This is a genomic window from Rhodococcus sp. (in: high G+C Gram-positive bacteria) (genome assembly GCF_049286785.1).
Taxonomy (GTDB): domain Bacteria; phylum Actinomycetota; class Actinomycetes; order Mycobacteriales; family Mycobacteriaceae; genus Rhodococcus_F.
Genome location: NZ_JBAQEO010000380.1, coordinates 1 through 24,576, shown reverse-complemented (window position 1 = coordinate 24,576; position 24,576 = coordinate 1). Strand labels below are relative to the sequence as shown.

Below are 24,576 nucleotides of genomic sequence, written 5' to 3'. Positions count from 1 at the left end.
AGGGTCACTGGAAGGTCACGGTGATCGCGTGGGTCAGTGAGGCCGCGGCCACCGTGGTGGCCTCGCTCGCGGGCAGGGCCAGCATCACCACGCGATCCCGCTGCTCACGACCGGTGGTCGAGGGCGTCACCAACACCACGACCGCGCCGGCCGCGAGGACCGTGGCATCCGGCGTCCGGTCCGGGTTCGACGGCATGTCTGGATCGACGGTGAGGATGTCGACCCGGTCTCCTTCCCGAAGGAGTTCGGCAACGGCAGGATCGGCGAGCCGCAGGGGCACGATGCGGGCGTCCTCCACGCCCGCGGCCGCGGCAGCGAGGCGTTGACCCAGTACGCGCAGGTCGGTGAGCGGCTCGCCGGCTCTGGTGGGACCTGACAGCGTGTGTCCGCTGACCTCGGAGACGGCGGTGACCGTTCCGTCCGGCAGACTGCCGGCCTCCCGCTGCACGAGTTCGACATCGGAGTCCGTGAGGACCCGGCCCGGCTGCAGGTCATGGGCGGCGACCACCACGGGAGAGCGATCCGAGCCGGGATCTCCGCGGACCAGGAGCGCGAGTGCCAGGCAGGCGAGCGCCGCGGCCCCGACGCGGCGAATCACCACCGTGCGAGCCCAGCCGGGACGAGTGAATTCGGACAGTCGGTCGGTCCATGAGGGGCCGAGGTTTCTCGAGCTATCGAGGGGCACACGTGACATGGGCCGACAGTAAGAGCTCCATCAGGACCGGCAGGTGCCGTTGCGGTGTGCCTGTGGATGGACGAGACGTTGTGGATAACTCGCTCGGAAAGCGGAACTAGCTGGCAGCAGCAGCCTTGGCGGGTGCGGCACTGGACGTGCTCGACGTGTTCGACGAGCTGGCGGAGGCAGCGGTGGAGTTTTCCGTCTTCGCGGCCGGGGCGGACTCGGTCTTGGCCGGCTCACTCGCGGCTCCTGACGTGCCACGGCTGTCCGTGCGGTAGAAGCCGCTGCCCTTGAAGACGATGCCCACCGAGTTGAACAGCTTCCGAAGCTTGCCCGAGCATGCGGGACAGACGGACAGGGAATCGTCACTGAACGACTGAACGACGTCGAAGCGGTTGTCGCATTCCGTGCATGCGTATGAGTAAGTGGGCACCGGGGTTCCTCCGCATTGTGTAGTCAAACCGCAGGTTTTAGCACTCTACAGTCGACAGTGCCAACAACACTAATCGACCTTCTATTCCGCGGCGCCGGCGGGGGTGCCGAGCGAAACGAGTCCCGACCTCGGCGTGAGTGTCCACCCCATACGTACGTCGTGAGGATCCTCGGGAAGTTCCTCGACGACTTCGTCGTCGCGGACCATCGCGATCAAGCGGGCGTCCGGCGAGGCCATTCCGAGGGTGCGGTCGTAGAACCCGGCGCCGCGCCCTAGCCGCACACCGCGTCGGTCCACCGCCAGGGCCGGGACGAAAATCGTATCGGCAGAGCGGATTTCGTCGGGATCGTAGATGGGACCGGTGGGTTCGCGTAGCCCGTAGTCGGCCTCGGCCAGGTTATCGGCCCCGGTGTACTCGGCCCAGTGGAGCGGTCCGGGACCGCGGGTGACGGGCACGAGGACCCGCCCCGTCACGCCGCGAAGGGCGTCGAGCAGCTCGAGGGACCCCGGCTCGAGGTCGGTAGGGATGTAGGCGGCAACAGTCGTCGAGTGGGGTGCGACCGCGACTGTGACGAGACCGACAAGTGCCTGATCTTCGGCGGTGCGGACTTCGGCGGCGATCGCGCGTCGCCTCGAGAGTGCGCGTTCCCGCCACTCGGCTTTGGTCCTCGATCGCATGGCACAACCATAAGGACCCGGTATCCGACCGCCACCCGACGGGTTCACCGAGGCTGCCGACAGATCTTCGTGTCCGATGGCCGGCTCCTCACCGATATGGTGTGGGCATGACAGATGCCCCAACGCACATCGCCAAAGCCTTTCGCACGGCTGTAGTGCCCGCAGCGGGACTCGGTACGCGGTTTCTGCCCGCCACGAAGACCGTGCCGAAGGAATTGCTACCCGTGGTGGATACACCGGGCATCGAACTCGTCGCCGGTGAGGCAGCGGATTCGGGTGCTGCCCGGCTCGTCATCGTCACGGCCCCGGGTAAGGACGGTGTGGTTGCCCACTTCGTCGAGGACCTCGTTCTCGAGAGCAAGTTGGAGGCGAGCGGAAAGCACCACCTCCTCGCAAAGGTACGTAAGGCCCCCGGTCTGCTGGAAGTGGAGTCGGTGATCCAGGATCAGCCGCTCGGGCTCGGCCACGCGGTGGCCTGCGCCGAGTCGGTCCTCGACGACGACGAGGACGCCATCGCGGTGCTGCTCCCCGACGACCTGGTGATGCCCCGCGGGGTCCTCGAGACCATGTCCAGGGTTCGAGCGAAGCGTGGCGGCACGGTTCTCTGCGCCATCGACGTCCCCAAGGACCAGGTGAGCGCCTATGGCGTCTTCGAGGTGGAGAAGGTGCCGGACGCCGTCAATCCGGATGTCCTCAAGGTCACCGGCATGGTCGAGAAGCCGGCCATCGAGGACGCGCCGTCCACCTATGCCGCCGCCGGCCGGTACATCCTCGACCGGGCGATCTTCGATGCCCTCCGGCGGATCGAACCGGGGACGGGTGGGGAACTTCAGCTCACCGATGCCATCGCGCTCCTCATCAAGGAGGGACATCCCGTCCACGTCGTCGTGCATCGTGGAACGAGACACGATCTCGGAAATCCCGGCGGGTACATCCGTGCTGCGGTTGACTTTGCCTTGAACAGTGACGAGTACGGCCCGTCGCTGCGTGAATGGCTGACCGACCGGTTGAAGCGGGCGGATTCCTAGAAGCTCGGGAGGCAGGAAGTACATGCGGTCGGTCGAGGAGCAACAGACCATCGTGACCGCGGCTGCGGTCGCGCCGCGGCCGGTGCGGGTGGCGATCTCCGAAGCCCAGGGTCTGCTGTGCGCCGAAGAGGTGGTCACCGAGCGGCCGCTTCCCGGCTTCGACCAGGCTGCGATCGACGGGTACGCCGTCCGCAGCGTCGATATCCAGGCGGCGGGCACCGACCTCCGCGACGACGACGGTGCTCCCGTCGAGCTGACGCTTCCCGTGGTGGGTGAGGTCGGCGCCGGGTCGCGGCAGCCGATCCGACTGCAGCCCCGTCAGGCCGTCAAGGTCGATACGGGTGCCCCGCTCCCGACGCTCGCCGACGCGGTCCTTCCCCTCGACCGGACGGACGGCGGGCGAGCGCGCGTCAAGATCTACAAGCCGGTGCGCTCCGGTGACTACGTGCGGCGTGCCGGCGACGACGTCCAGCCGGGCGATGTGGCCGTCCGTGCCGGGACCATCATCGGGGCCGCGCAGGTGGGCCTGCTCGCGGCGGTCGGCCGCGACAAGGTGCTTGTTCATCCTCGTCCACGTCTCTCCGTGATCTCGGTCGGTGGCGAGCTGGTCGACGTCGACCGGACGCCGGGGCCGGGTCAGGTCTACGACGTGAACTCCTATGCGCTCGCGGCCGCCGCACGTGATGCAGGCGCCGACGTCAACCGCGTGGGTATCGCCAGTACCGATCCGCGCCGCCTCCGCGAGGTCGTGGAGGGGCAGCTGATCCGCTCCGAGATCGTCGTGATCGCGGGCGCGGTGGGTGGCGGTGCCTCCGAAGAGGTGCGCGTAGCCCTCGCCGATCTGGGCAACCTCGAGGTGGACCGGGTCGCCATGCATCCGGGGTCGGTTCAGGGATTCGGGCAGCTCGGTCGTGACGAGGTTCCCACCTTCCTTCTGCCGTCGAATCCGGTGAGTGCCCTCGTGGTGTTCGAAGTGATGGTGCGCCCGCTGATTCGGATCGCGCTGGGACGTCGGCAGCCGATGCGCCGCGTCGTGACCGCCCGCACCGTGGCTCCCATCACCTCCATCGAGGACCGCAAAGGATTCCTGCGCGGTCAGCTCATGCGCGACGAGGGAACAGGGGAGTACCTCGTGCAGGCGCTCGGCGGTGCCCCGGGTGCTTCCTCACATCTGCTCGCGACACTCGCCGAGGCCAACTGCCTGGTGCTGATCGAACCCGAGGTCACCGAAGTCCGGACCGGGGATCAGGTGGACGTCGCATTCCTGGCTCAGCGGGGCTGATGACACAGCATCAGAGTGCGCACGGATGACACAGCATCAGAGTGTGCACGGATGACACAGCATCCGAGTGAGCACGGATGACACAGCATCCGGGCTGGCCGCCTCATCTCGGCCCTCTCCGAGTGCGCGGCGGCGTCGTCACCGTGCGAGCCATCCGGTTGCGTGACGCCGCGGCCTGGAGCCGACTGCGGATCCGGGACCGTAAGCACCTCGAGCCGTGGGAGCCGACGGGCGACGGAAACTGGGACGCCCGCCATCACATCTCCGGGTGGCCGGGGCTGTGTAGCAGCCTGCGAGCGGAGGCGCGGAGGGGTCGCATGCTGCCGATGGCCATCGAACTCGACGGCGAGTTCTGCGGCCAGATCACGATCGGCAACGTGATCCGCGGTGCGCTGCGGTCGGCGTGGATCGGGTATTGGGTTGCCAGCGACGTCAACGGGCTGGGTGTGGCGACGGCTGCTCTGGGACTGGGCCTGGACCATGCGTTCGGGCCCGTCGGGTTGCATCGAGTCGAGGCGACCGTGCGTCCGGAGAACCTTCCGAGCCGGGCAGTTCTCCGCAATGTCGGATTCCGCGAAGAAGGACTTCTCCAGAGGTACCTCGACGTGGACGGTCAATGGCGTGATCACATTCTCGTGGGGATGACCGTCGAAGAGGTCTCCGGAACCGTGTGCGAGTCCCTCGTCCGGAGCGGTAAGGCCGGGTGGGCGTGATGCTGCGAGCGGGACGGCAACAGGCCAGCTACACGACAGCTAACGGACGGTAGCAGAGGTATTCGAATGCCGCTGCCGGTTTCGGCGAGTCTTTTCCGGATCGTTCACTTCGCGTTCTTCGTGCATGCCGAGCGCCACATTCTCGCGTTACGCGTGTGACACCTGGGTATGGTGAGATCGGCGCGTCTGCGAAGATGTGCGTGTCCATGCGGTTAGCCTGGGTTGGTCAACAGCGGTATCCATGCTGGTAGGCGATAGGGAGGAGGCCGCCGTATGCCGAACTCGTTTCTCTGGATCGGGCTTGTCGTCGTGTGGCTCTTCGTCCTGGTCCCGATGCTGGTGAACAACCGCCCCCGGATTCGGCAAACCAGTGACGCGGCGCTTGCCACCCGCGTGCTGCACCGTGGCGACGATCGTCCCGTGCAACGAGGACCCGCGGCAGGACACCGCAGCGACCCGTACTGGCAACCGGAGCCGGATCATCACGGCTACGACGCGGAGGACCTTGTGGACACTCACGCAGAGGAAGACGTTTTCGAAGGTGACCGTGCGTCGGTCGGTGACTACGTGCCGGTGCGACGGGGGCGCGGCGGTTTCGACCCGGAGGCCGACGCCATCGCACGCGCGGCCCGGTACGCGTTCCGGCAACGAATGATGCTCGGTCTCGTGTTCGCGGCGATCATGTCCGCCGCACTCGGGCTGATCACTTCCCCGCTCATGTGGTGGGTCTTCGCCGCCGCGGTGATCGGCCTGTTCGGTTACCTGGCATACCTGCGACGGCAGGTGCAGATCGAGCAGGAGATCCGTCGGCGCCGCACCGCCCGCCTCCACCGCTCACGGCTGGGCGTGGAATCACGCAATGACGACGAACTGCGCCTGGTTCCGGCCCGGCTGCGTCGTCCGGGGGCTGTCGTCCTCGAAGTCGACGACGAGGATCCGGAGTTCGATCATCTCGAGCACTTCGACGAGGAGCCGATGCAGCGTGCCACGATGCGACGCGCAGCGGGTGAATAACAGCGGGTGAATAACATGGTGGATCACGTCGAAAGTTCTCTCCGCTAGGCGATTAGCACTCGCCGTGGGCGGCCTGCTAGAGTTTGCCGAGCGGATCGCAGGGTTCGCATCGGGGCTGTGGCGCAGTTGGTAGCGCGCTTCGTTCGCATCGAAGAGGTCAGGGGTTCGATTCCCCTCAGCTCCACATACCGACGAGATCCCACTCGCACAGCCGAGTGGGATCTTTGTTCATGCGCGGCCATCAGCCGCAACTCCGAGCCCCGAACGATGACGGGCGAATTGCCCCTGCATTCGATTTGCTCAAAGGTAACCAGATGTTGTCTACTGTTCCCTGGTTCGCAGAAGTCTTCCACAGGCGGGGTCATTGAAAATGCAGGTCATCGACAAAATATCCGGGTTTGTTGCACCCGTCACGGTACTGGCGACCATCGCGGTCACCGTGTTGCTGGTGAATGCATTGTGAACCTTGGGTGGGGCTCAGCCTGCAGGGCCGCCTGAACTGCTCGAGTCCAGGCGGCTCGAGCATCGCTGGTGGTGCCGGCCCCCGACACCGGCACCACCGGCACCTCCCTACTTACCGGTCGATAACATGGCCTCGATAATCTGGCGGCGTCAAGGTCGTGGGGTGCTGCAGACTGAAGTCGAGGGGGTCGGGTGTGCGAACTGGTCACGTGATTCGCCGGCTGGCCATGACGGGGCTGGCGCTGGCATTTCTGTCCGGCCTCGGCTGGATCACTGTGTCCGCCTTCCCATCCGATGCTTCTGCGGATCCTCACTCGCACGGATGCTCCCGCGGGGAGTGCGACGGAGATCCCGGCCACTCCGAGGACACCGGTGCGCCCTCGCAGCCGGCGTCGCCCAGTAACGAGCCCACTACCGAGCCGAGCACCAGTGCCGAGCCGACGGCGAGCGAGGTGCCGAGTACCAGCGCCGAGCCGACGGCGAGCGAGGTGCCTCCGACGAGCGAGGTGCCTCCGACGAGCGCAGTGCCTCCGACGAGCGCAGTGCCTCCGACGAACGCAGCGCCGACCACGACGGGACGCGCCGCCGTGATTCCACCGCCACTCGGCGGACTTCCCGACGATGCGACGCCGAACGTCACCCTGCCCGATGCCTCGGGTGGTTCGGATGCCTCGGGCGGCGAGGGTGGGTCCGGTGCCCCTGCTCCGGATGCGGGGTCAGGTGCGCCGGAAGCGATAGGGAGCCCGTCCGGGTCCGACGCCGACGGCCCCACCGGCAGCCCCGCCGGCAGCCCGCCGGGGGGTCCGCAGGCTGTGGATCGGACCGACCCGAACTCGACCGGGCCGGGCGGGGTGTCGTCCGGTGGGGGGCAGCCGGCGACGGTCCCGATGGTGCACGGCGAACCGCTGCCCGCCGTAGCGGTTCTCGGCGGCGTCGGCGCACTCTTCTGCTGCGCGGGAGGCGCAGGGGCATTGACATTCAAAGGCGCCCGCGCGCAGCAGGCGCGCATCGCGGCTGCCCGCGCCGAGTTCTTCGCCCCGGCGCCGACCGGGAAGGTGTAGGCGTGGTGGCAACCAGATCGCACCGACGGGTGGCGGCGGCCGTGGACGTGGTGTGTGACGCCGCGGCCAGATCCGAGGCGGCGTCACTACGAGATGTCGTCGATGTGGTGGCCCGCGAGCGGAACCGTCCCATCGAACTTGATTTCGCAACTGCTCTTGCACCCGGTGTGTGCGGGCAGCGGCGCGCGTATCCCGACCGGGACGTGATCGTGATCGCGCCCGGACTTCCGGACCCGAACCGTACGCTTGCGCACGAGTTGGGCCACATCGTTTTCCGGCACGACGGCGCCGAAGCCGCCACGTCGACGCTCGAGGCGAGCGACGACCTGATCGCATACATGCTCAGCCAGCGGTCCCGCAGGCGTGGAGACGGTCCTGTTGCAGGCGACCTCGCCGAGTGGGAGGCCGAGACGTTCGCGTCGATGCTGCTGATGCGATTGAGGACGATGCAGGGGCGCGGGAGTGCGGTGTCGGTGTTGCGATACGACGAGGCGATCGGATGATGGCCTGGTTGCTGGCGCTGGTCGTCTGGACTGCTACGGGCGCACGGATCGGCCGCGTGGCGGCTCGCCGGGCGACACCGCTCCGGGTGGCGATGGTTGTTGCGGTGTCGAGCGCCGGACTGGCTTCGACGTTCGCGATCACGGATGTGGCTGCGCGTATCGACGGCGTGGGGTCGCCCCGGCAACTTTCGGAGACTCTCATCGAACTGGCGTGGACATCGTTCGCGGCGGCGAGTGCCGTGGGTGCGGTCTCGGTTTGGCCGATTCTGCCGCGGCGGGCGCTGCGTCCATTCGCAACGATCGTGTACTCGACCGCGATACTTCTCGGAATTGCCCTCGTTGCAGGTTATTCCGTTCCCGCCCTGTTCTTCGTTGTCGCTGCGCTGACGTCCGTGGTGGTCACCGGTGCGTGGCACATAGCCTGGACTCCGCTCGGTCGCGGAATCGCACTGGTGGTGGCCGGATCCGCAATCGTCCTGGTGGCGGCTGTGATCGGCCTGATCAGGGAGTCGTCCGGAGGTTCTTGGTTCGTCGGTTCGTCGATCGCGTATTCGCTTGCTGCCGTGGTGGTCTCCCTCGGCACGGTGTGGGTGCTGGCGGAGACCTGGGTGCGGGCACGACTCGATCTGCGGCGGATCGCCGCGTTGCACACCGTGCTCGCCACCCGTTTTCCGGAAGTGGTCGACAGTGACGTAACGGCCACGACAACCGTTCTGCGGGCGTCCGATTCGGTGGCGCACATCATGGATGCGCTGTATCTGCAGGCGGGTGCAGGCACGTTCGACACGGTCGTGCCGGAACTGCCGAAATCCACCCGGGAGCGGGCGGAGATCGTCTCACGGTGGATCGAGGATCCCGTGCAGTCGGATGTTCTCGGCACCGAATGGATCGCTCCGCCGGAAGGAATGTCACCTCGACGGTGGGTGCTGATTCTCGCCGCCTCGCATACGCTGCTCCGGAAGACGGGTACCGGCTCACCGGACCCGCACGGTGCGCACGCTGCGCACGAAGAGAGCGTGGTCTGAGCCGGAATCGCCGCTATCAGGGTTCTTTCACGCTCACCAGTTCCACCTGCATCGGCCCCTGTGGAGTCTGGTAGGTGAAGGTATCCCCGGGTCGATGCTGCGCCGCGGCCAAGCCCAGGGGACTGTCCGGACTCAGCGTGGTGTCCTCCTCGTCCGCGGGGACTTCCTCGGCGAAGTTCACCACCCGCATCGTGACGAGACCGGAGTCCGGGAACCGAAGGGTCAACTCCGTGCCGTCGGGGAGCATTCCGGCCCGCTTCGAGACAGGTGCCCAGCCGCCGAGGACGGCTTCGAGTTCGGCGATGCGACGGTCGAGCGCGGCGACTTCGTCCGCCCGTTCGAGCGCGTCGGCCGCATCTCCGCTGTCGCCCACCGTTCCCCGTCCGCTGTCGAGTTCGGCTGCCATCCGTTGCCTGCGCACCCTGAGTTCGGCCACGTCCGATTCCAGTCGGGCGCGTGTCTCGCGCGACAGTGTGTGTGGTCGGTGGTTGGCGTCCATGTGAACTCCGCTCAGTCCTCGCGCAACGAGTTGTTCTCGAATCAACTGTGCCACCGCTACCCGTGAATGACCACGGTGTCTTTTGCGGCCTGCAGTGGATGGGATTTCCTGCCGGGCATCGACCCTCGGGTGGAATCCCTCCCGACCAGCCATCCGCAGGGGGAGGCGAGGTGATCGGCCTCGGGTGGTCCCATGGAACCGGCGAGGTACGACTCCGGGGTGGGAGGGTTGTTCAGTAGCGGTGCCGCCACTTCCCAGACGTGGGCCAGACCGTCCGGGCGGGTGAAGAGTGAACGGTCGCCGTGGAGAATGTCGAGGATCAAACGCGAATACGGTGCGAGGGCGTGGCCATTGGGCACGGTGTCGAGCGGCAGGCCCAGGTGCCCCACCGACAATACGTCCGCTGGGCCCGGTTCCTTGACCACCATGGTCAGGTCGATTTCGCCGTTGCCCGACAGGTCGAATGACAGGACTGCGCCGGCGGGCGGAATGTCGGTCAGCGGTCCTGCCGGCGGCCGGAAGATCAAACTGACCTGCTGCCGGCTCACACCGAGTTTCTTACCGGTACGCAAGAGGAACGGGACGCCCCGCCACCGGTCGGTGTCAACCCAGAGTCGGGCGGCGACGAAGGTCTCGGTCTCGGAATCGTCTGCCACGCCGGGGACGTCCCGATATCCGTCGTACTGCCCCAGTACCACGTCCCCGACGTCGAGTGGGCGGAAGGCCCCGATCACCGATTCGCGGGCGGTTTGGAGGTCGTCGGCGTCGAAGCTGCCGGGAGGCTCCATCGCAACCTCGGCGGCCACCTGGAAAAGGTGCGTCACCAGCATGTCCAGAACGGCGCCGGTCGAGTCGTAGAACAGCGCTCGGTCGTCTATGTCGAGAGTCTCCGGCACATCGATCTGGACCTGCGCCACGTGGTCGCCGTTCCAGACTCCGTCGAACAGTCCGTTGGCGAAACGCAGGATGTGCAGATTCTGCGTGCTCTCCTTGCCGAGGAAATGGTCGATCCGGTACACCTGTCTCTCGTCGAGTACCTCGTGCACGGCGGTATCGAGTTCGGTGAACGCCTTTTGCGAAGTGCCGAAGGGCTTTTCGTATACGACGCGAGCCCCGCGAGCGAGGCCGTGGGTGCCGAGCGCGCGCGTCACTTCGGCGAAGGCGTGCGGGGGCAGCGCCAGATAGTGCACCAACTGTGCGTCGGGGGCCGCGAGAGCCTCCCGGGCGGACGCGATGACCGCGGGCAGGGCTCCGGGCTCTTCCGTCGTGAAGCCGCCGCCGGCGAACCTGAGGTGCTCGGCGAACGCATCCCACTCGTCGTCCCGGTGCACGCCGAACTCGGTGACCGCATCCCGGACATGGGCGCGGAACCGATCAACCGGGACGTCGCCGCGACCATTGCCGATCAGTATCCAGTCCTCGGGCAGTAGTCCTGCGGCCGCCAACTGGAAGAAGGACGGGAGCACCATCCGTTTCGACAGGTCGCCGGTGGCGCCGAAGAGCACGAAGACGGTGGGACCGAGCGGTTGCCTGTCAGCCATCGGTCCATGATGCGTCACCAGGGTGCACGTCGTCCTGCGGACGCCATATCAGCTCCCGCGTGTGGTCAACTCGTCGATGACCAGGCCCAGGCCGATGCCCAGCATCCAGATGTCCTTTGCCACCGGGGTGCCCTCGTGGGTCGGCCGGAGGCCGATACGCATTCCGGGGATACGCAGGTAGAGGCCCAGTAGTCCGGCGGAGAAGCCGGCCAGACCCGCGCCGGCCACGAGCGAGGGCACAACCGGAATCAGCAGTGCGGCCCCGAGCCCGATCTCCGCAACGGCGACCATGCGGAGGAACTGTGCGGAGTCCACCTTCTCGAGAACGGGATAGGTGCCGCTGGCCATTCCGTGAAGTCCGGCGGCGACCTCTTCGTCTCCCGACCACTTGCTCAGCCCTGAATTCAGAATGAACGCACCTGTGGTCAGCCGGGGCGGAAGCTGACGGAGCTTGCAGATCGACACCATGACGTACCTCTCGATCACTCGTGGGCAGGGACAGTACTTCTGATTGTGCTCCTGAAATGGGTGTCGCCGTGGGCAGAGCGAGGTCTGGTGCCCTGCCGCGTGATGATCGATACTCCTACGGCCGTCGGATACCCGACTGCGGAAGGATGTTCTGGTTGACATGGAAGAGGTTGTCGGGGTCGTACACGGCCTTCACCTGGGCGAGCCTGTCGTAGTTCCCACGGTACGAGTCCCGTACACGATCCTGCCCCTCGGACATCAGGAAGTTGACGTAGGCGCCGCCGGCCGTTGTCGGGTGCAGTGCCTCCCAGTAGCTCCTGGCCCACTCCGTGATGAGCTCGGCGTTCGCGGGGTCCGGATCGACGCCGACGATGACGCCGGCCCAGCCCCCGTCCCGGTACGCGAAAGCGGTGTCGTCCTCGTCGACCCGCGCCGCCGCACCGTCGATCGGGTACATGTGCATCGTCGAGTGCCCTGTCGGGAGCTTCGCACCGTACTCGAGGTGGACATCGATGGCCTCGTCGGAGATTTCCCGAATGAAGTCGGCTCGCCAATACCATTGCAGTCCAGGGGGATAGAGTGCATCGAACGCCGACTGCAGGGCGGTGAACGGCAGGTCGTGGATACCCACCAGCAACGGCGACCCGAATTCGCGGATCGGCGCCAGCACCGCGTCCTGTTCGTCGTGCGGTCCGGTGTAGCACCAGACGATGCCGCACACCCTGCGTCCCCACAGTGATTCGGGGAACGGCGCCGCCGGTGGAACGGTCAGCAGACCGATCCATCCGTTCAGTTCCTCGGGGAGGGCGGGGAGGAGGTCGCGGTACCACCTCATGACCTCCGCGGTGTCTGCGAGGTCGTACAGAATCGGCCCACCGATGACCGTACCGTGCTCGCCGATGTCGTGGCAGGCGAATTCGAAGGAGGTGACCACCCCGAAGTTGCCGCCGCCGCCGCGCAACGCCCAGAAGAGGTCGGGATGGGATCGCGCGCTCGCGGTGACGAGGGTGCCGTCGGCGAGGACGACGTCAGCGCTGATCAGGTTGTCGACGGTGAGACCGAAGCGGCGGGTGAGGTAGCCGATGCCGCCGCCGAGTGTCAGGCCACCGACACCGGTCGACGCGATGAACCCCGACGGGGTGGCCATGCCGAAGGGCACGGTGGCATGGTCGACGTCGCTCCAGGTGCAGCCACCGCCCACCCGCACCGTCTTGGCCGCGGGGGACACTGTCGTACTGCGCATGTCGCCGAGGTCGACCACGAGGGCGTCGTCCCAGACACCCAGGCCGCCGGCATTGTGGCCGCCTCCCCGCACCGCCAGTTCGACGCCGTTCTCTCGGGCGAAGCGGACGCAGGTGACGACGTCTGCCTCGTTCGCGCAGCGCGCGAGTGCGGCGGGGTGGCGGTCGATCATCGCGTTGTAGACCGCCCGCGCCCGGTCGTACCCGGGGTCGTCGGGTGTGATCAGCTCTCCCCGCAACGCGCCGGCCAGCGCGCCGTACGGGGGCCGAGTGATGCCCGCTGCTCCCGTGATGGTGGTACTCATCTCTTGCCTCCTCACCTCTGCGGGTCTGCTGACGGCGGAATTTCCGCGGAGCCCCGCTGGTGGTTCGAACTCTAGGAACGGACCGTTCGCGAAGCGTTCGCGTCACCGTTTCCTGCCGGCGAACGGTCGAGACTCGCGCGCAGCCTCAGAACCTGGGGCAACCACCACCGGTCGTCGTGCGCCGCCGCGCAGATTCGTGCGGCGTCGAGCGTGGCCCTGCCTGCGTCGATTCGACCGGACTCGATCGAGACCTCAGCGAGGAGGAACAGCCAGTACGGCATCCGGGCGAGCGCTCGCTGGCGGCGCAGCGTGCTCAGCGCGGCCTGGATCCGGGTGATGCCCTTCTCGCCCCCGTCCAGCCATCCCCCGAGGATCGACGCCCACTGGCTGTAGTACGCGAACTGATAGCGCGCACAGAGTTCACGCAATTCGTCCAGTGTCGGCGCCAGTGCCACTCGGTCACCGCGAATCTGATGAAGTATCGCCGCGTATCCCAACGCCACCGCAAGGCTGTAGGGATGTCCACTTGCCCTGGCGAGTTCGAGGGCTTCGTCGATCGACGCAATCGCCCGCCGCTCATCTCCGGTGAGCCACTGCGCATGTGACGCCCAGGCCAGGCAGTGCACTTCGAGCCGGGTGCCGAGGATGAAGGAGTACTCGTCGGAGAAGAGATCCGATGCGAGGTCGAAGTGCTCGACCGCGATTGCCGGCCGGCCGAGGCCGAGTGCCGAACCCGCGACCGCGAAATGTGCCTGCCCCGCGAATTCGGGCTCGGTTTGCGACAATTGGAGCGCGCGCTCGCCGAGATGGTAGGCCAGTGCCGTGTGTCCCTGCACGAAGTGCGCCGCGAACAGTCCGATGAGCCCGGCCAGCACTGTCTTGGGTCGGCGAAGACGCTGAGCGAGTTCCACCGTTCGCTCCAACGTCGCCTGCAGCTCGGGTGCGGAATATCCGTCGCGAGCGGTGAGCGGCGCAGACATCGCCTGTCGCACCCCGAGTTCGCGCCCGTCCCTGCTGTGTCCGGCCGGCAACCTCTCGATGAGATCGAGACACGTGTGGTAATGACGAAGGGCCTCGGCATGAGCGAAGACGCTCGCGGCCACCGCCGCCGCCCGTTCGAAGTAGTGCAGCGCGCGGTCGGGGCGCCCGCCGTGAAGGTACTGCTCGGCAAGCTGAGCCGCGACGTTGTCGGTGTGACCCGAATAGAGAAGCTCGAGCCCCTGGGCGAGTCGTCGATGCAGCAGCCATCGACGCGGTGGACCGACAGACCGGTACGCGGCGTCGCGGAGCGCGGTATGCACGAAGTCGTATCCGGAGCCCTGTGGTCGCAGGATGCGACGTCGCCACAACTCGTCGACTGCGCGTACCAGCGTGTCCGTGTCCAGATCGGTCGCTTCGCTCAGCAGATCGAGGTCGAAGTTCTGTCCCAGCGCCGCGGCGAGGCCGGCCACCTCGCGGGCGGCTTCGGAGCATTGCTCGATCCGGCGGTGCAGGATCTCCGTGAGATCGTCGGCCCGGAGGCTCTGACCGGCAGTCCTTTCTCCGGTAGCCGCCGACTCAGGCAGGATTCTTGCCGCCTCCACGACATGGATGGGATAGCCGCCCGTCGCGGCCTGCAGTACCGACTCCTCCGCCGGGCTGAGCGCCCGTCCGCCCAGGGAGCGCGCCAACCGCACGGTGCCGGCGGTGGTCAACGGCGACAGGGACACATCGGTCAGGAGACCCGCCGCACGCAACCCCCTGAGCGCATCCCGAATCTCGGATCGCGAATCCACCTCGTCCTTCCGTGCGCTTGCCGCGACGAGGACGCGCGAGCCTGGTTCCAACGACAACAGGAACGCCAGCCAGGTGATGGTCTCGGCGTCGCACCATTGCAGGTCGTCGAGCACGAGTAGCACCGGCCGACCCGCCGACAGCACTCCGCGCGCGAGTCCTTCGAAGAAGCGGTGGCGCTGCCAGGCGTCGACCATCGCACGTGAGGACTCGGTCGGGGGTGCGGCGGAATCTCCGGTCCCGGCTCCGGGAACCAGCCGGACGATCTCCCTGCGCCACACAGGTTCCAGGGATCCGAAGCCCGACCGGAGACCGGGGCTGCGCAGCCATTCCGCCACGGGTGCCAGAGCGACGGAGCCCAGCGGTCCGAAGCATCGCGCCGTCGAGACCACGGCCCCTTCCGCTCGGACCGCCTCGCCGAGTTCGGACAGTAGACGGGTCTTGCCTACCCCACTCTCACCGGAGACGAGAAGTAGGCCCTGCCGGCCGTCCACCGACTGCCGCCATCGGCGATGAAGTGCTTCGCATTCCTCTTCACGGCCGATCAGCGCAGGAAGGACGTGACCCGACGGCACGGCGCGCGCGGGCGCGAGTCCGGACTCGCGGTTCGCTGTACCACCGCCGACGAGTTTCTCGAACAATCGGGTGGTCGTGGTGTCCGGGGTGACGCCCAGCCCGGTCTCCAGTGCCGAGGCAAGACGGTGGTAGGTACTCATCGCCGCCGCACGATCACCCGCCCCCGACTGCAGTTCCATGAGGGTTCGGTATCCCACCTCTTCCAGCGGTTCCAGCTCGATCCTCTTGCGCGCGTAGCGGACTGCGCGGTCGGGGTGGCCGGCGTCCCGCCAGGCGAGAGTCACCGCATCGCACAGTTCGACACAGTGTCGGCGTAGCAGATCGCGTTCCTCCAGAACCCAGTCCTCGTAGCTACCGGGCATGAGGTCGCCGTGATAGGTATCGATCGCCGCCTCGGCGCGCTGGAGGAAGGCCGTGGGGTCCGGCTCGGTCTCCGCGGCAAGTGCTGCGGTTCGTTCCCTCTGGAAAACTCGAACATCCACACTGCAACTCGGGGTGTCGACCCACGTGAGAGTCGGGCCCTGAGTACGCAGGGCAGTGTCACATCCTGGCAGGTTGCGCACGTTGTGCAGTTCACGGCGAAGGTTGGTGCGGGCCTGCTGCTCGCTCGAATCGGGCCACAAAAGGCTCGCGAGGTGTGTTCTCGATTGAGCCCGCCCGGCATGTAGTGCCAGGTAGGCCAGCAACTCGATCGCCCGGGACGAGGTGGCGGCGCCGGCCCGGGCTTCCGCCGCGCCGGACACTCGCTGCTCGCCGAGGACGTACACCATGGACATCACGGACCCGCTCCCGGTTGCCGCGCACGATTGTGCCGTTCACCATGATTCCACTCGCGGTGACGCCGCGCGACGGTGGTACCAGCGCGAGGGTACTAGCGCGAGTCCGGTGGAACTGCCGGAAGCCCCTCGCTGGCTCGGAGCTTCTCGGCCATCACCGTGAGGAGGTTCTGCGACTCTTCGGACAGATCGAACGCGCGGCTCGACAGCTTTCGCAGCCCGTACCCCTGGAGTTGCGACAGAAGCTCGAGGTCGTGATCGATCTTGGCCGCGTAGATGTCGTTGAAGAAGTAGTCCGGCTTCACCTTGAAGAAACGGGCGAAGGCGGCGACGGTCTCGTCCGAGGGATTGGTGCGCTGTCCCGAGCGGAGTTGCGAAATGTACGGCTTCGAGATCTGGTGTCCGTCGGCGATCAGTGCTGCCGCGACTTCTGCGTTCGTGTGCGGCTTACGCCCAGGGGGGTGAACCGTGTCGAAGAGCTTGTTCAACCGCGCAGCAAAGTCTGCCATTGTAAGCCGCCGGGTCCTCTCTTGTACGCCGTCAGTCAGGTGAACGACACCGTACCACGGCGATAACCGATTGATAACTCATCCGGGCGGTGGAAACTTGCCTCCTCCGGTTGCTGCGCGCACGACGCATACCGCCCACTGGGACGGCCTCGGCGCCCGGTGCCTCGGTATCGATCCGCGCAGCCTCTGCGCTAGTCACGCACGCGCTTTCGTTGAAACCTCAAGATGGTTGTTCATGGTGCGTCGCCCGCACTCCGCCGAGTGCGTTCGCAACTCCGGATGCGGCATGGTTGCCCCGTTGATCGCCATAAGTTTGCTGAGCGCCGACTGATCGCTGATCTTCGGGGTGAATGTCCGCGTCTGCCCAGCTCAGTGCGGGCATGTTGCGTTGCGCACCGCAACTACGAGTGATCGCTCGGCGTCCTGGCGACGCCGTGAACACTACTGCCAAGTCAGTAGAACTGCACCTGCACGGCGAACGACCGGGGCGCTGATATCCGGCGGTGGGACATGTGTCAGAACTGGCCCTGTCCGCCGTGCGGAAACTCTGAATATTGTCCAGCGCAAACTCGCCCCCCGCTGTCATCGTTCCGACCCGATGCCTGGCGAAGCGGGCGCCCTGGGGAGGATGATCGTGATATGGAACACAGGATGACGGACGCCGAACTTCGGAAGGCGATCAAAGTTCTGCGCGAACGCGCCGATGATGCTCGCCATCGAGGACGTGACGAAGACGCCAACGGAATCGAGAAGACGATTCGGAGCTATCAGGAAGAGATGGCAAACCGCCTGTAGTAATTGGGTGCGCGCACATCCCTTGCCCCCGTACACTCCAGCCGACACGACTGCGTGACGACGGGGGCTTCCGGGTTATGGCGATCAAGACGCTCGACGGAAAGAAATGCCTGATCACGGGCGCGGCCAGCGGAATCGGGCGCGCTACTGCCCTCGCTGCAGCCGCGGAAGGTGCGGAACTCTTCCTCACCGACATCGACGAGACAGGGCTGGCGAGGACGGTCGAGCAAGTCGGCAGCCTCGGGGGAACCGTCAGTTTCTCGCAGGCGCTCGACGTGTCCGACTACGAGGCGGTCGTGGCATTCGCATCGGACATCCACGATCAGTTCGGCAGCCTCGACATCGTGATGAACGTGGCTGGGATCTCCGCCTGGGGCACGGTGGAGAACCTCGAACACCGTCACTGGAAGTCGATGGTGGACGTCAACCTGATGGGCCCCATCCATATCATCGAGAACTTCGTGCCGCCCATGATCCGCGCAGGGAGAGGCGGTCACCTGGTCAACGTGTCGTCCGCCGCAGGTCTTCTGGCGTTGCCGTGGCATGCGGCGTACAGCGCCGGCAAGTTCGGGCTTCGCGGAGTGTCCGAGGTGCTGCGATTCGACCTGGCGCGGCACGGCATCGGAGTGAGCCTTGTGGTTCCCGGTGCGGTGAAGACCCCTCTGGTGAACACGGTCGAGATCGCGGGTGTCGACCGCGAAGACCCGCGTATCCAGAAGGCCGTCCGTCAGTTCGAGAAGCGGGCGGTGACACCGGAGAAGGTGGCGTCTCGCATCCTCTCCGGCATCAAGAAGGGCCGGTTCCTCGTATACACCTCGCCGGATGTTCGCTTCGGATATTGGTGGGCGCGAAAGTTCTCGCCCCCGTACGACTTCGTGATGCAGAGAGCCAACGACCAGTTCAGCAAGTTCCTGCCGGACTAGGTGGTACGGATACGGTCGTCGTTGGAGTCTTCTTTCAGCGATGCCCGGCGCGGAGACAGTCCTCGAACAGGGTTCGCACGTCCTCGATATGCCGGTCCAGATCCGACACCTTCCATCCTTCGGTCGGAACGGGTTCGAGGATGTCGACATACACCGGACCCGGGTGTGCGACGAGGGAATTGCGCCACATCCTCTCGCCCGCGTTGTGGATGACGATCGGGACGATCGGCACTCCCGCCTGTAGGGCCAGATGGAACCCGCCCTTCTTGAACCGGCCGAGCCGCGGGGTGGGCGAACGGGTGCCCTCGGGCGCGATCGCGATCGAGACCCCCGAATGCAACTTGTCCACTGCCGGGCGCAGCGCGGCCCGGGCTTTGGCGCTGTCGGCCCTGTCCACGTACGCCACATCGAGCAGTGCGCCGATGGGCAGGAACCGCGGGTCACGGGCGGCCTCCTTCTTGGCCACACCGGTCACGTCGCGCCGGATGACACTGCCGATGATCAGCAGGTCGAGCGAACTCTGGTGATTGAACATGAACACGGCTGGTCGGGACGACCATGCGTTCTCCTCGCCTGTCACGTGCAGGCGGATCCCGCAGACGGCCAGCGCGAGGTCCGGTCCGAAGGTCCCGACGAGGTTCGCACCGGTCTGGCGGTTGCCGGTGAGGATGCCGGCCGACACGCCGACGGCAGTGGTGGCCAGGAGGGTGCCGATGGCCGTGGCCGTGCGTGCGATCGACAGCGGGTCGGAGCCGCGCTGGAGCGGCCGCAGATCGGCCGACGGCCAGCCGTTCCGGCGAGCCGTGGCAGCGAGCCTGCGGTCCGGGTTCAGGGCCACGGGGTGACCCACCGACTCGAGCATCGGAATATCTTCCGTCCCATTGGAATAGGCGAAGCTGTCGGCAAGATCGGCCCCGACTCGTTCGGCATACTCGCGCACCGCCTGCGCTTTGGCGGGACCCCACAGGGGCGGCGACTCCAACCGGCCCGTGAGCATGCCGTCCACAACCTCGGGCCGGGTGCAGAGGATGTCGTCGATGTCGATGTCGAGGTCGTTCGCCACCGACTGAGCCTGGTACGGGGTGGCGGATGTGGCCATCACGATACGGTGCCCGGCGTGCCGGTGTGCGGCGAGCAGACCCCGGACCTCGGGGTAGATCAATCCGGCGATCTCCTGCCGGAACAACCGCTGACCCCATTCCTGCATTTCGTCTTCCATGCGGCCCGCGAGGCTCTGTACGGCGATACGCATCAATCGGCTGATATCGGAGCCACGCAACCGGGTGTCGAGAGCGGCTCCGGTGGTGGCGAGCAACTCGGCGATGCTGATATCGAAGCGCCGCAACCGGTCCCGGTACACGACACTGGCAGAGTAACCATTGATGAGGGTGCCGTCGAGGTCGAATACCGCAAGTGTGGCCGCCCCCGGAGGAGCGGCCGCGACGGCGTCGTGGAGGCTGCGGACATCGCTCATCGGCTCACCCGGCGACCTCGTCGAGTTTCGCGTGGGCGAGGGCACGGATGCGCAGCACCCGGCCGACGAGTGTCCGGATCTCGTCGCGGAACACCACGCGCCGTCCGGCGAGATTCTCCGCGCCGGACTCGACGAGTCCGCGATTGCGGGCCAATTTCAGCGCGGTGCCGAAGAGTTCGGCAGAAATAGATTCCCGGCTACCGATCTGCTGACGCAGGCGGAGTTGCTCGGCGAGGGCGAGGCAGTCTGTGATGAAAGACTTCTCGTTGAACTCTTCCGTGACGGGCGTGTGGATCAATTGCTCTGCGACCACCACGTAGGCCTCGAGAAACGACTGCAGCACGCGGTGCGCGAGGTAGCACCGCACCTGGCCGATGAGGTCTTCGGCCTTGCCGGGTTCACCCAGTGCCGACTCCCAGCCCGGGGCGATCAGATCCAGTTCGGCGCGCAGTTCCTGTCGGAAGACGTCTTTCTCGCTGAAGAAGAACTCGAACTTCAGGACGTCACGGATCCGAAGGGCCTCCGCCCAGCCGTCCGACATGGGATCGGTGAAGTGGTCGTCCGCCGCGGCCTGCAGCACCATCTCGGCGATCGCCCTGACGACCAGGAAGTGAATGGTGCTGTTGCGGTAGAAGGCTGCCACCAGGTGCTGATCCGAGCCGAGGTAATACACCCGTTCGGTGCCCTTGTCGAAACAGCGCAGAACTCCCGAATCGATATGGGTCCTGAGCGCTTTGCGGATCACCTGGGGGTTGGTCAGATCCACGTCGCCCGCGGTGGGCAGCTCCCTGGCGGTGATGTACTCGACCAGCGGGCCGAGAATCGCACGCACTTCCGGCACCGTGAGCGCCCGATCCTCGATACCCAGGAACGCGAGCATGACCAGCGAGGAGGCGGTCACCGGCGTGACCTCGTTGATCCGGTGGCACACCTCGAATGCGGTCTTTTGGACGGCGAGCCGCAGATCCTCCTCCTGGCCGAGATACTCGGCAAGCGACAGGGGTCTGCCGAAGTTCACGTGCGCGACGCCGTGCCGCTGACCCTGCGCCCGAACGTATCCGACGAGCCAGCGCAGACTCTCCTTGCTCTTCACCTCACCGTGTGCCTCGGCAGCCATCGCCCCCACCTCGTACAGCTGGTCGTAGGTGAGCGACACCGGCACGAGGTAGACGTCCGACGCTCCGCTGTCCTGGAAGGCCTTGGCCAGGTAGGTGAGGAGCCCGAAACGCGGCGGACGGAGTTTCCCGGTGCGGCTGCGTCCACCCTCGATGTACCACTCGAGGTTGAAGCGTTTGGCGAGCAGGTACCGCATGTACTCACGGAGGGTCCATTTGTAGATCTCGTCGCCGTCGAACTTGCGTCGGATGAAGACGGTGCCGCTGCGCTTGCTGATCGGCCCGATCGGCCAGAAGTTGATGTTCACGCCGCCCATCACATGGTTGAGCGGAAGATCGTTCGCGAGCAGCGCCGGCCGCAGCACCAACGGGTCGAGATACGAGCGGTGGCTCGGCAGGAACACCAGGGAGTGTTCCTTGTTCAGCTCCCGCAGTTCGCCTAGCCGCGTCGTGTCGACATCGAGCCGGTACGCGCGGGCGAAGTACCGGCCCAGCTGGTCCCACATCGCGATGGCCCGCCTGCTCTGGGCGGCGACCATCTCGTTCAGGGCTGCCCGCGCGCGGCGGTCCACTTCCGCGACGGGCAGATCGACCTTCGCGGACAGGCCCCGGGTACCTTCGTGGTAGCGGCTCGAGTCGGTGATCTCGTCCACCACGAAACGGGACACCTTGTACTGTGTGCCCAACAGTGTCCGTTCCGCCCGCTCGAGGGTGAGCGCGGCCTGCCTGCGGATGAATTCGGGGAGCGAACCGCCGCCCTTCTCGGCAAGACGGCGTTCGAGGTCGCTCAGTGGGGCGGCGTCGCCCTCGATCACCCGGCATCGGCTGGGATCGTCGCGCATCACCCTGCGCTGGGTGTTCGCCCCGGGATGCAGTGGATCCCGCATGGACAGCGTCTCCCGTAAACGCTGCGCTCCCTCGACCGGGTTCTCCTGCGGCAGCCACACCACCCGGAGCGGAGTGACAAGCGGATCGTCCTTGCGCCGGGCGAGATCGGCAAGGGCCTGATCGTTGATCCGGACTGCTGGTGGCGGCTGCCCGGAGTCGTCGGTCTTCCGCTCGAGCCAGGTGCGGAGAACGTCGTCCTCCATCTCGCTCATGGTTTCGACGAGGTAGACACGGGGACGCGTCGACTGTTCACTCATCTCGAAGGCCCTTCCTTCCGTCGACGTCCGAGTTCCACGATCTCGTCGAGGCTTTCCTGCAGACAGGACATGAACCGGGTGGGCTCGGTGACGGCGGCGGTGTCGAGGTTGACGCCGATACAACAGACGCCGAGGTGGGAGACGAGCGTTGCCATCACCGCGCACCCGGGTGCAGGGCCGAACGGGAACATCCGCTCGATGCGTGCGCCCGCGAGATAGACGGGTACCGGGACCCCGGCGACGTTGCTCGCCTGAAGGTCGAGGCCGCTCGACTGGGAGAGATACCAGTTGGCGAGAATCACGGTGGGAACCCGGACCAGGATCGGCGCCGCGGCGTCGAGCAGACCCAGAGCCGGTTCCTCGCGCAGACCGAGGACGATCGCGCGCACCTTGCGGATCCGCTCGGCCGGATCGCGTTCGCCGACGGGTCCGGCGAATCGTGCTGCGGCGAAACGATTGCCACCGGACGGGTCGGTCGCCGTCCGCATACTCACCGGCATGCCCACCGGGATGGTGTCGACGTCGTGGTAGCCGAAAGAGTCATGGTACCGGTGAAACCCGCCGAGCAGCGCCGCCACGTAGGCATCGTTCACGGAACCCTCCGCGACGTGGGCCGCGGCCCGTAGCTCGTCGAGCGGCACCTCGGCAACCCCGAACCACCGTCCGAGCCCGCGGTCGCGCAGTAGTGGTGAACCGGTGGGGGGTGGGGTGACCACTCGGCGGATCGACTGCGCGTAGGCGACAGCGCCGCCGATGCTTCCGATCGGATCGCCGACGGTGGTCCTCGCCGTCCGGGAAAGACCGCGCACCAGCCCGCCGATCCGGCCGGGGGCGCTGCGCACGCCGCCGATCATCTGTTCGAGGAGGGCGCCGCCACTCGACATCCGCTCGGGCAGAGGGGGTGGCCGATCCGGCTTCTGCGGAGTGGGTTCCGGGCGACGGCTGTGGAGCAGCGTCATCAGCTGGATGCCCCCGAGCCCGTCCGTGATGCTGTGGTGAGTCTTCACCACATAGACCGCCCGGCCGTCCTCGAGTCCCTCGATGAGCATCGCGCGCCACGGTGGACGGGCCTTGTCGAAAGGTTCGGTGGCCAGATGCCGGCACATCCGCAGTGCGTGGTCGAAAGTGGCCGGCTCCGGGAGGCGCACGCGTGACAAGTGATAGTCGAGATCGAACTCGGGGTCCACCGTCCACACCGGGTTACCGAGGCGCAGGGCCGGCTCCACCACCCTCATCCGGATGCGGGGAACCATGTGCGACGCCCATTCGTGCGCCCGCACGAGTCGCTCCCAGTCGGGAGATTTGTCGAGGACGTCGACCGCGACCATGGGCGACCTGAGCCTGGGCTGCGCTTCCTCCATCCGCCACATGCCCGTCTCCACATCGGACATGGTGCGGTCCGCTCCCCACGCGAGGTCGGAGAAATCCACGTCGACGGCACTCGGTGGTATCAGAGGTTCGCCGTCGGCCATTTCGCCCCCTGTTCGGTTGCTCGAGTCGTCCGCACTGCTCTTCCAGTGTGGACCCGCCCCGAAGGTCACGTTTGCGGTTCCGGCGGATTACGTCCGCGAATTCCCGCGGAGCGTGGCCTCCGGTGAGGGCCGGCGACAGGCCCCGCGCAACCGCTCGCCGATGTCGTAGGCTTCCGCCATGGCGAAACGCTTCGAATACACCGAAGAGTTGGCACACCCCGTCGACCGCGTTCACGGGACACTCACGGATCAGTTGTTCTGGGAGAAGCGGTTCGAGCGAGCTCCCGACAAGATCACCATCGACGGCAGCAGAGGTCCCGGAACCCTCACGACGTCGATGCGGGACACCATCGGTACCGACTCGCTACCCGGGCTGGTCAAGAAGGTCGTCAGGGGCGAGCTGAGGGTCGAACGCATCGACGAGTGGGATGTTCTCGAAATCGACCAGGCCCGCGGTCGAATCCGGGGCAGCTCCACAGGAATCCCCGTCCGGATCGAATGCACATCGTTGCTTCGCGCCTCGGGCACGGCGACGGTGCTCACCGTCACCGGTTCGGTGGAAGTCAAGATTCCGCTCGTCGGCGGCCAGATCGAATCGCTCGTCAGGAAGCTCGTCGGCGATATGGTCGCGCAGGACCGCGAAGCGGTCGAGAAGTGGCTCGACGAGATCTGACCGTCAGATTCCCCCACCCTTGCCGGTCAGTTCGACGTCCAGTGTGCGTGCACCCGGTCCCGCATCGCCGAGCCGGTCGTGCGAATTGACGATCGTGCAACTGCCCAGGGAAAGACACCCGCAGCCGATGCAGTCCGTCAGGTTGTCCCGCAACCGAATCAGCTGCTCGATGCGCTGATCCAGATCCGCGTGCCAGCGGGTGGACAGCTGCTCCCAGTCCTTGCGTGTGGGGGTGCGTCCCTCGGGCAGCGTGGCGAGCGCGTCCCGGATCTCCGCGAGGGAAATGCCCACCCGCTGGGCAATCCGGACGAACGCAACCCTGCGCAGGGCGTCACGGCGATACCGGCGTTGATTGCCGCTGGTCCGGCGACTCCAGATGAGACCCTCGCGTGCATAGAAGTGCAGTGCCGACA

The 24,576-nt window shown here is 66.5% G+C and carries 24 protein-coding genes and 1 tRNA gene; 11 read left to right on the top strand and 14 right to left on the bottom strand.

All coding sequences use genetic code 11. The annotated features are described in order from the left end of the window. Positions 1-4 precede the first annotated feature (4 nt). The 3 genes from WAW17_RS14245 to WAW17_RS14235 form a co-directional block, all read right to left on the bottom strand. Entirely contained in the window at positions 5-694 is a 690-nt protein-coding gene (locus WAW17_RS14245; protein WP_422333603.1) for an SAF domain-containing protein, read from the bottom strand. Between the two features lie 97 nt (positions 695-791). Then, complete coding sequence (locus tag WAW17_RS14240; RefSeq protein ID WP_422333602.1) at positions 792-1,112, bottom strand: FmdB family zinc ribbon protein; 321 nt, start codon at positions 1,110-1,112, stop codon at positions 792-794. Positions 1,113-1,193: 81 nt separating this feature from the next. Beyond that, positions 1,194-1,790: a 5-formyltetrahydrofolate cyclo-ligase gene (locus WAW17_RS14235; RefSeq protein ID WP_422333601.1), complete on the bottom strand. Its 597-nt coding sequence runs from the start codon at positions 1,788-1,790 to the stop codon at positions 1,194-1,196. 107 nt (positions 1,791-1,897) lie between these two features. Here WAW17_RS14235 and WAW17_RS14230 point away from each other — a divergent pair, with 107 nt between their 5' ends. From WAW17_RS14230 to WAW17_RS14210, 5 genes are all read left to right on the top strand, one after another. Beyond that, positions 1,898-2,818: a UTP--glucose-1-phosphate uridylyltransferase gene (locus WAW17_RS14230; protein ID WP_422333600.1), complete on the top strand. Its 921-nt coding sequence runs from the start codon at positions 1,898-1,900 to the stop codon at positions 2,816-2,818. Between the two features lie 22 nt (positions 2,819-2,840). Then, complete coding sequence (glp, locus tag WAW17_RS14225) at positions 2,841-4,100, top strand: gephyrin-like molybdotransferase Glp (protein ID WP_422333599.1); 1,260 nt, start codon at positions 2,841-2,843, stop codon at positions 4,098-4,100. A gap of 77 nt (positions 4,101-4,177) precedes the next feature. Further along, positions 4,178-4,813: a GNAT family N-acetyltransferase gene (locus WAW17_RS14220; protein ID WP_422333598.1), complete on the top strand. Its 636-nt coding sequence runs from the start codon at positions 4,178-4,180 to the stop codon at positions 4,811-4,813. A gap of 273 nt (positions 4,814-5,086) precedes the next feature. Next, on the top strand, positions 5,087-5,827 hold the full coding sequence (glpR, locus tag WAW17_RS14215) for a gephyrin-like molybdotransferase receptor GlpR (RefSeq protein ID WP_422333597.1): 741 nt from the start codon (positions 5,087-5,089) through the stop codon (positions 5,825-5,827). Positions 5,828-5,938: 111 nt separating this feature from the next. Beyond that, positions 5,939-6,011 (top strand) — tRNA-Ala (locus WAW17_RS14210). Between the two features lie 588 nt (positions 6,012-6,599). Here WAW17_RS14210 and WAW17_RS14205 read toward each other — a convergent pair. Continuing rightward, positions 6,600-6,860 (bottom strand): hypothetical protein, encoded by a 261-nt coding sequence (locus WAW17_RS14205; RefSeq protein WP_422333596.1) that lies wholly within the window; start codon positions 6,858-6,860, stop codon positions 6,600-6,602. Positions 6,861-6,876: 16 nt separating this feature from the next. On the opposite strand from WAW17_RS14205, the gene WAW17_RS14200 reads away from it, so the two are divergent. From WAW17_RS14200 to WAW17_RS14190, 3 genes are read left to right on the top strand one after another with little or no spacing between them, the layout of a single operon-like run. After that, positions 6,877-7,350 (top strand): hypothetical protein, encoded by a 474-nt coding sequence (locus WAW17_RS14200; RefSeq protein ID WP_422333595.1) that lies wholly within the window; start codon positions 6,877-6,879, stop codon positions 7,348-7,350. Between the two features lie 2 nt (positions 7,351-7,352). Next, on the top strand, positions 7,353-7,853 hold the full coding sequence (locus tag WAW17_RS14195; protein WP_422333594.1) for an ImmA/IrrE family metallo-endopeptidase: 501 nt from the start codon (positions 7,353-7,355) through the stop codon (positions 7,851-7,853). Further along, positions 7,853-8,878: a hypothetical protein gene (locus WAW17_RS14190; RefSeq protein ID WP_422333605.1), complete on the top strand. Its 1,026-nt coding sequence runs from the start codon at positions 7,853-7,855 to the stop codon at positions 8,876-8,878. Before WAW17_RS14195 ends, WAW17_RS14190 begins: the two co-directional genes overlap by 1 nt. 16 nt (positions 8,879-8,894) lie before the next feature. Here the strand turns inward: WAW17_RS14190 and WAW17_RS14185 are convergent, their stop codons facing one another. The 6 genes from WAW17_RS14185 to WAW17_RS14160 form a co-directional block, all read right to left on the bottom strand. Next, positions 8,895-9,377 carry a GreA/GreB family elongation factor gene (locus WAW17_RS14185; RefSeq protein ID WP_422333593.1) on the bottom strand — a complete coding sequence of 161 codons (483 nt, stop codon included), beginning with the start codon at positions 9,375-9,377 and terminating at the stop codon, positions 8,895-8,897. A 56-nt stretch (positions 9,378-9,433) separates the two neighbouring features. Then, positions 9,434-10,918, bottom strand: a complete 1,485-nt coding sequence (locus WAW17_RS14180) for a glucose-6-phosphate dehydrogenase (protein ID WP_422333592.1) — start codon at positions 10,916-10,918, stop codon at positions 9,434-9,436. Positions 10,919-10,966: 48 nt separating this feature from the next. Continuing rightward, positions 10,967-11,404 carry a hypothetical protein gene (locus tag WAW17_RS14175; protein WP_422333591.1) on the bottom strand — a complete coding sequence of 146 codons (438 nt, stop codon included), beginning with the start codon at positions 11,402-11,404 and terminating at the stop codon, positions 10,967-10,969. 97 nt (positions 11,405-11,501) lie between these two features. Next, on the bottom strand, positions 11,502-12,932 hold the full coding sequence (locus tag WAW17_RS14170) for an FAD-binding oxidoreductase (RefSeq protein WP_422333590.1): 1,431 nt from the start codon (positions 12,930-12,932) through the stop codon (positions 11,502-11,504). A 71-nt stretch (positions 12,933-13,003) separates the two neighbouring features. Beyond that, the gene (locus WAW17_RS14165) at positions 13,004-16,057 is read right to left on the bottom strand and encodes an ATP-binding protein (protein WP_422333604.1); all 3,054 of its coding nucleotides are present in this window, start codon (positions 16,055-16,057) and stop codon (positions 13,004-13,006) included. Between the two features lie 95 nt (positions 16,058-16,152). Beyond that, positions 16,153-16,566 carry a helix-turn-helix domain-containing protein gene (locus tag WAW17_RS14160; RefSeq protein WP_422333589.1) on the bottom strand — a complete coding sequence of 138 codons (414 nt, stop codon included), beginning with the start codon at positions 16,564-16,566 and terminating at the stop codon, positions 16,153-16,155. Positions 16,567-17,217: 651 nt separating this feature from the next. Between WAW17_RS14160 and WAW17_RS14155 the strand changes: the two genes are divergently transcribed. Beyond that, a complete protein-coding gene (locus WAW17_RS14155) occupies positions 17,218-17,361 on the top strand; it encodes a hypothetical protein (protein WP_422333588.1) in 144 nt (47 codons plus the stop codon). Positions 17,362-17,438: 77 nt separating this feature from the next. Beyond that, positions 17,439-18,284 (top strand): SDR family oxidoreductase, encoded by an 846-nt coding sequence (locus WAW17_RS14150; protein ID WP_422333587.1) that lies wholly within the window; start codon positions 17,439-17,441, stop codon positions 18,282-18,284. Between the two features lie 34 nt (positions 18,285-18,318). On the opposite strand, the gene WAW17_RS14145 is transcribed toward WAW17_RS14150, so the two are convergent. From WAW17_RS14145 to WAW17_RS14135, 3 genes are read right to left on the bottom strand one after another with little or no spacing between them, the layout of a single operon-like run. Beyond that, entirely contained in the window at positions 18,319-19,758 is a 1,440-nt protein-coding gene (locus WAW17_RS14145) for an HAD-IB family hydrolase (RefSeq protein WP_422333586.1), read from the bottom strand. A 4-nt stretch (positions 19,759-19,762) separates the two neighbouring features. Beyond that, positions 19,763-22,018, bottom strand: a complete 2,256-nt coding sequence (locus WAW17_RS14140) for a glycerol-3-phosphate 1-O-acyltransferase (RefSeq protein ID WP_422333585.1) — start codon at positions 22,016-22,018, stop codon at positions 19,763-19,765. After that, on the bottom strand, positions 22,015-23,490 hold the full coding sequence (locus WAW17_RS14135) for a wax ester/triacylglycerol synthase domain-containing protein (protein ID WP_422333584.1): 1,476 nt from the start codon (positions 23,488-23,490) through the stop codon (positions 22,015-22,017). The genes WAW17_RS14140 and WAW17_RS14135 overlap by 4 nt, the downstream gene beginning before the upstream one ends. A 178-nt stretch (positions 23,491-23,668) precedes the next feature. Here WAW17_RS14135 and WAW17_RS14130 point away from each other — a divergent pair, with 178 nt between their 5' ends. Beyond that, positions 23,669-24,163, top strand: coding sequence for a DUF2505 domain-containing protein (locus WAW17_RS14130; RefSeq protein ID WP_422333583.1), 495 nt, complete (start codon positions 23,669-23,671; stop codon positions 24,161-24,163). 3 nt (positions 24,164-24,166) lie between these two features. On the opposite strand, the gene soxR is transcribed toward WAW17_RS14130, so the two are convergent. Beyond that, on the bottom strand, positions 24,167-24,576 hold a 410-nt coding region (gene soxR / locus WAW17_RS14125; RefSeq protein ID WP_422333582.1), incomplete at its 5' end, for a redox-sensitive transcriptional activator SoxR.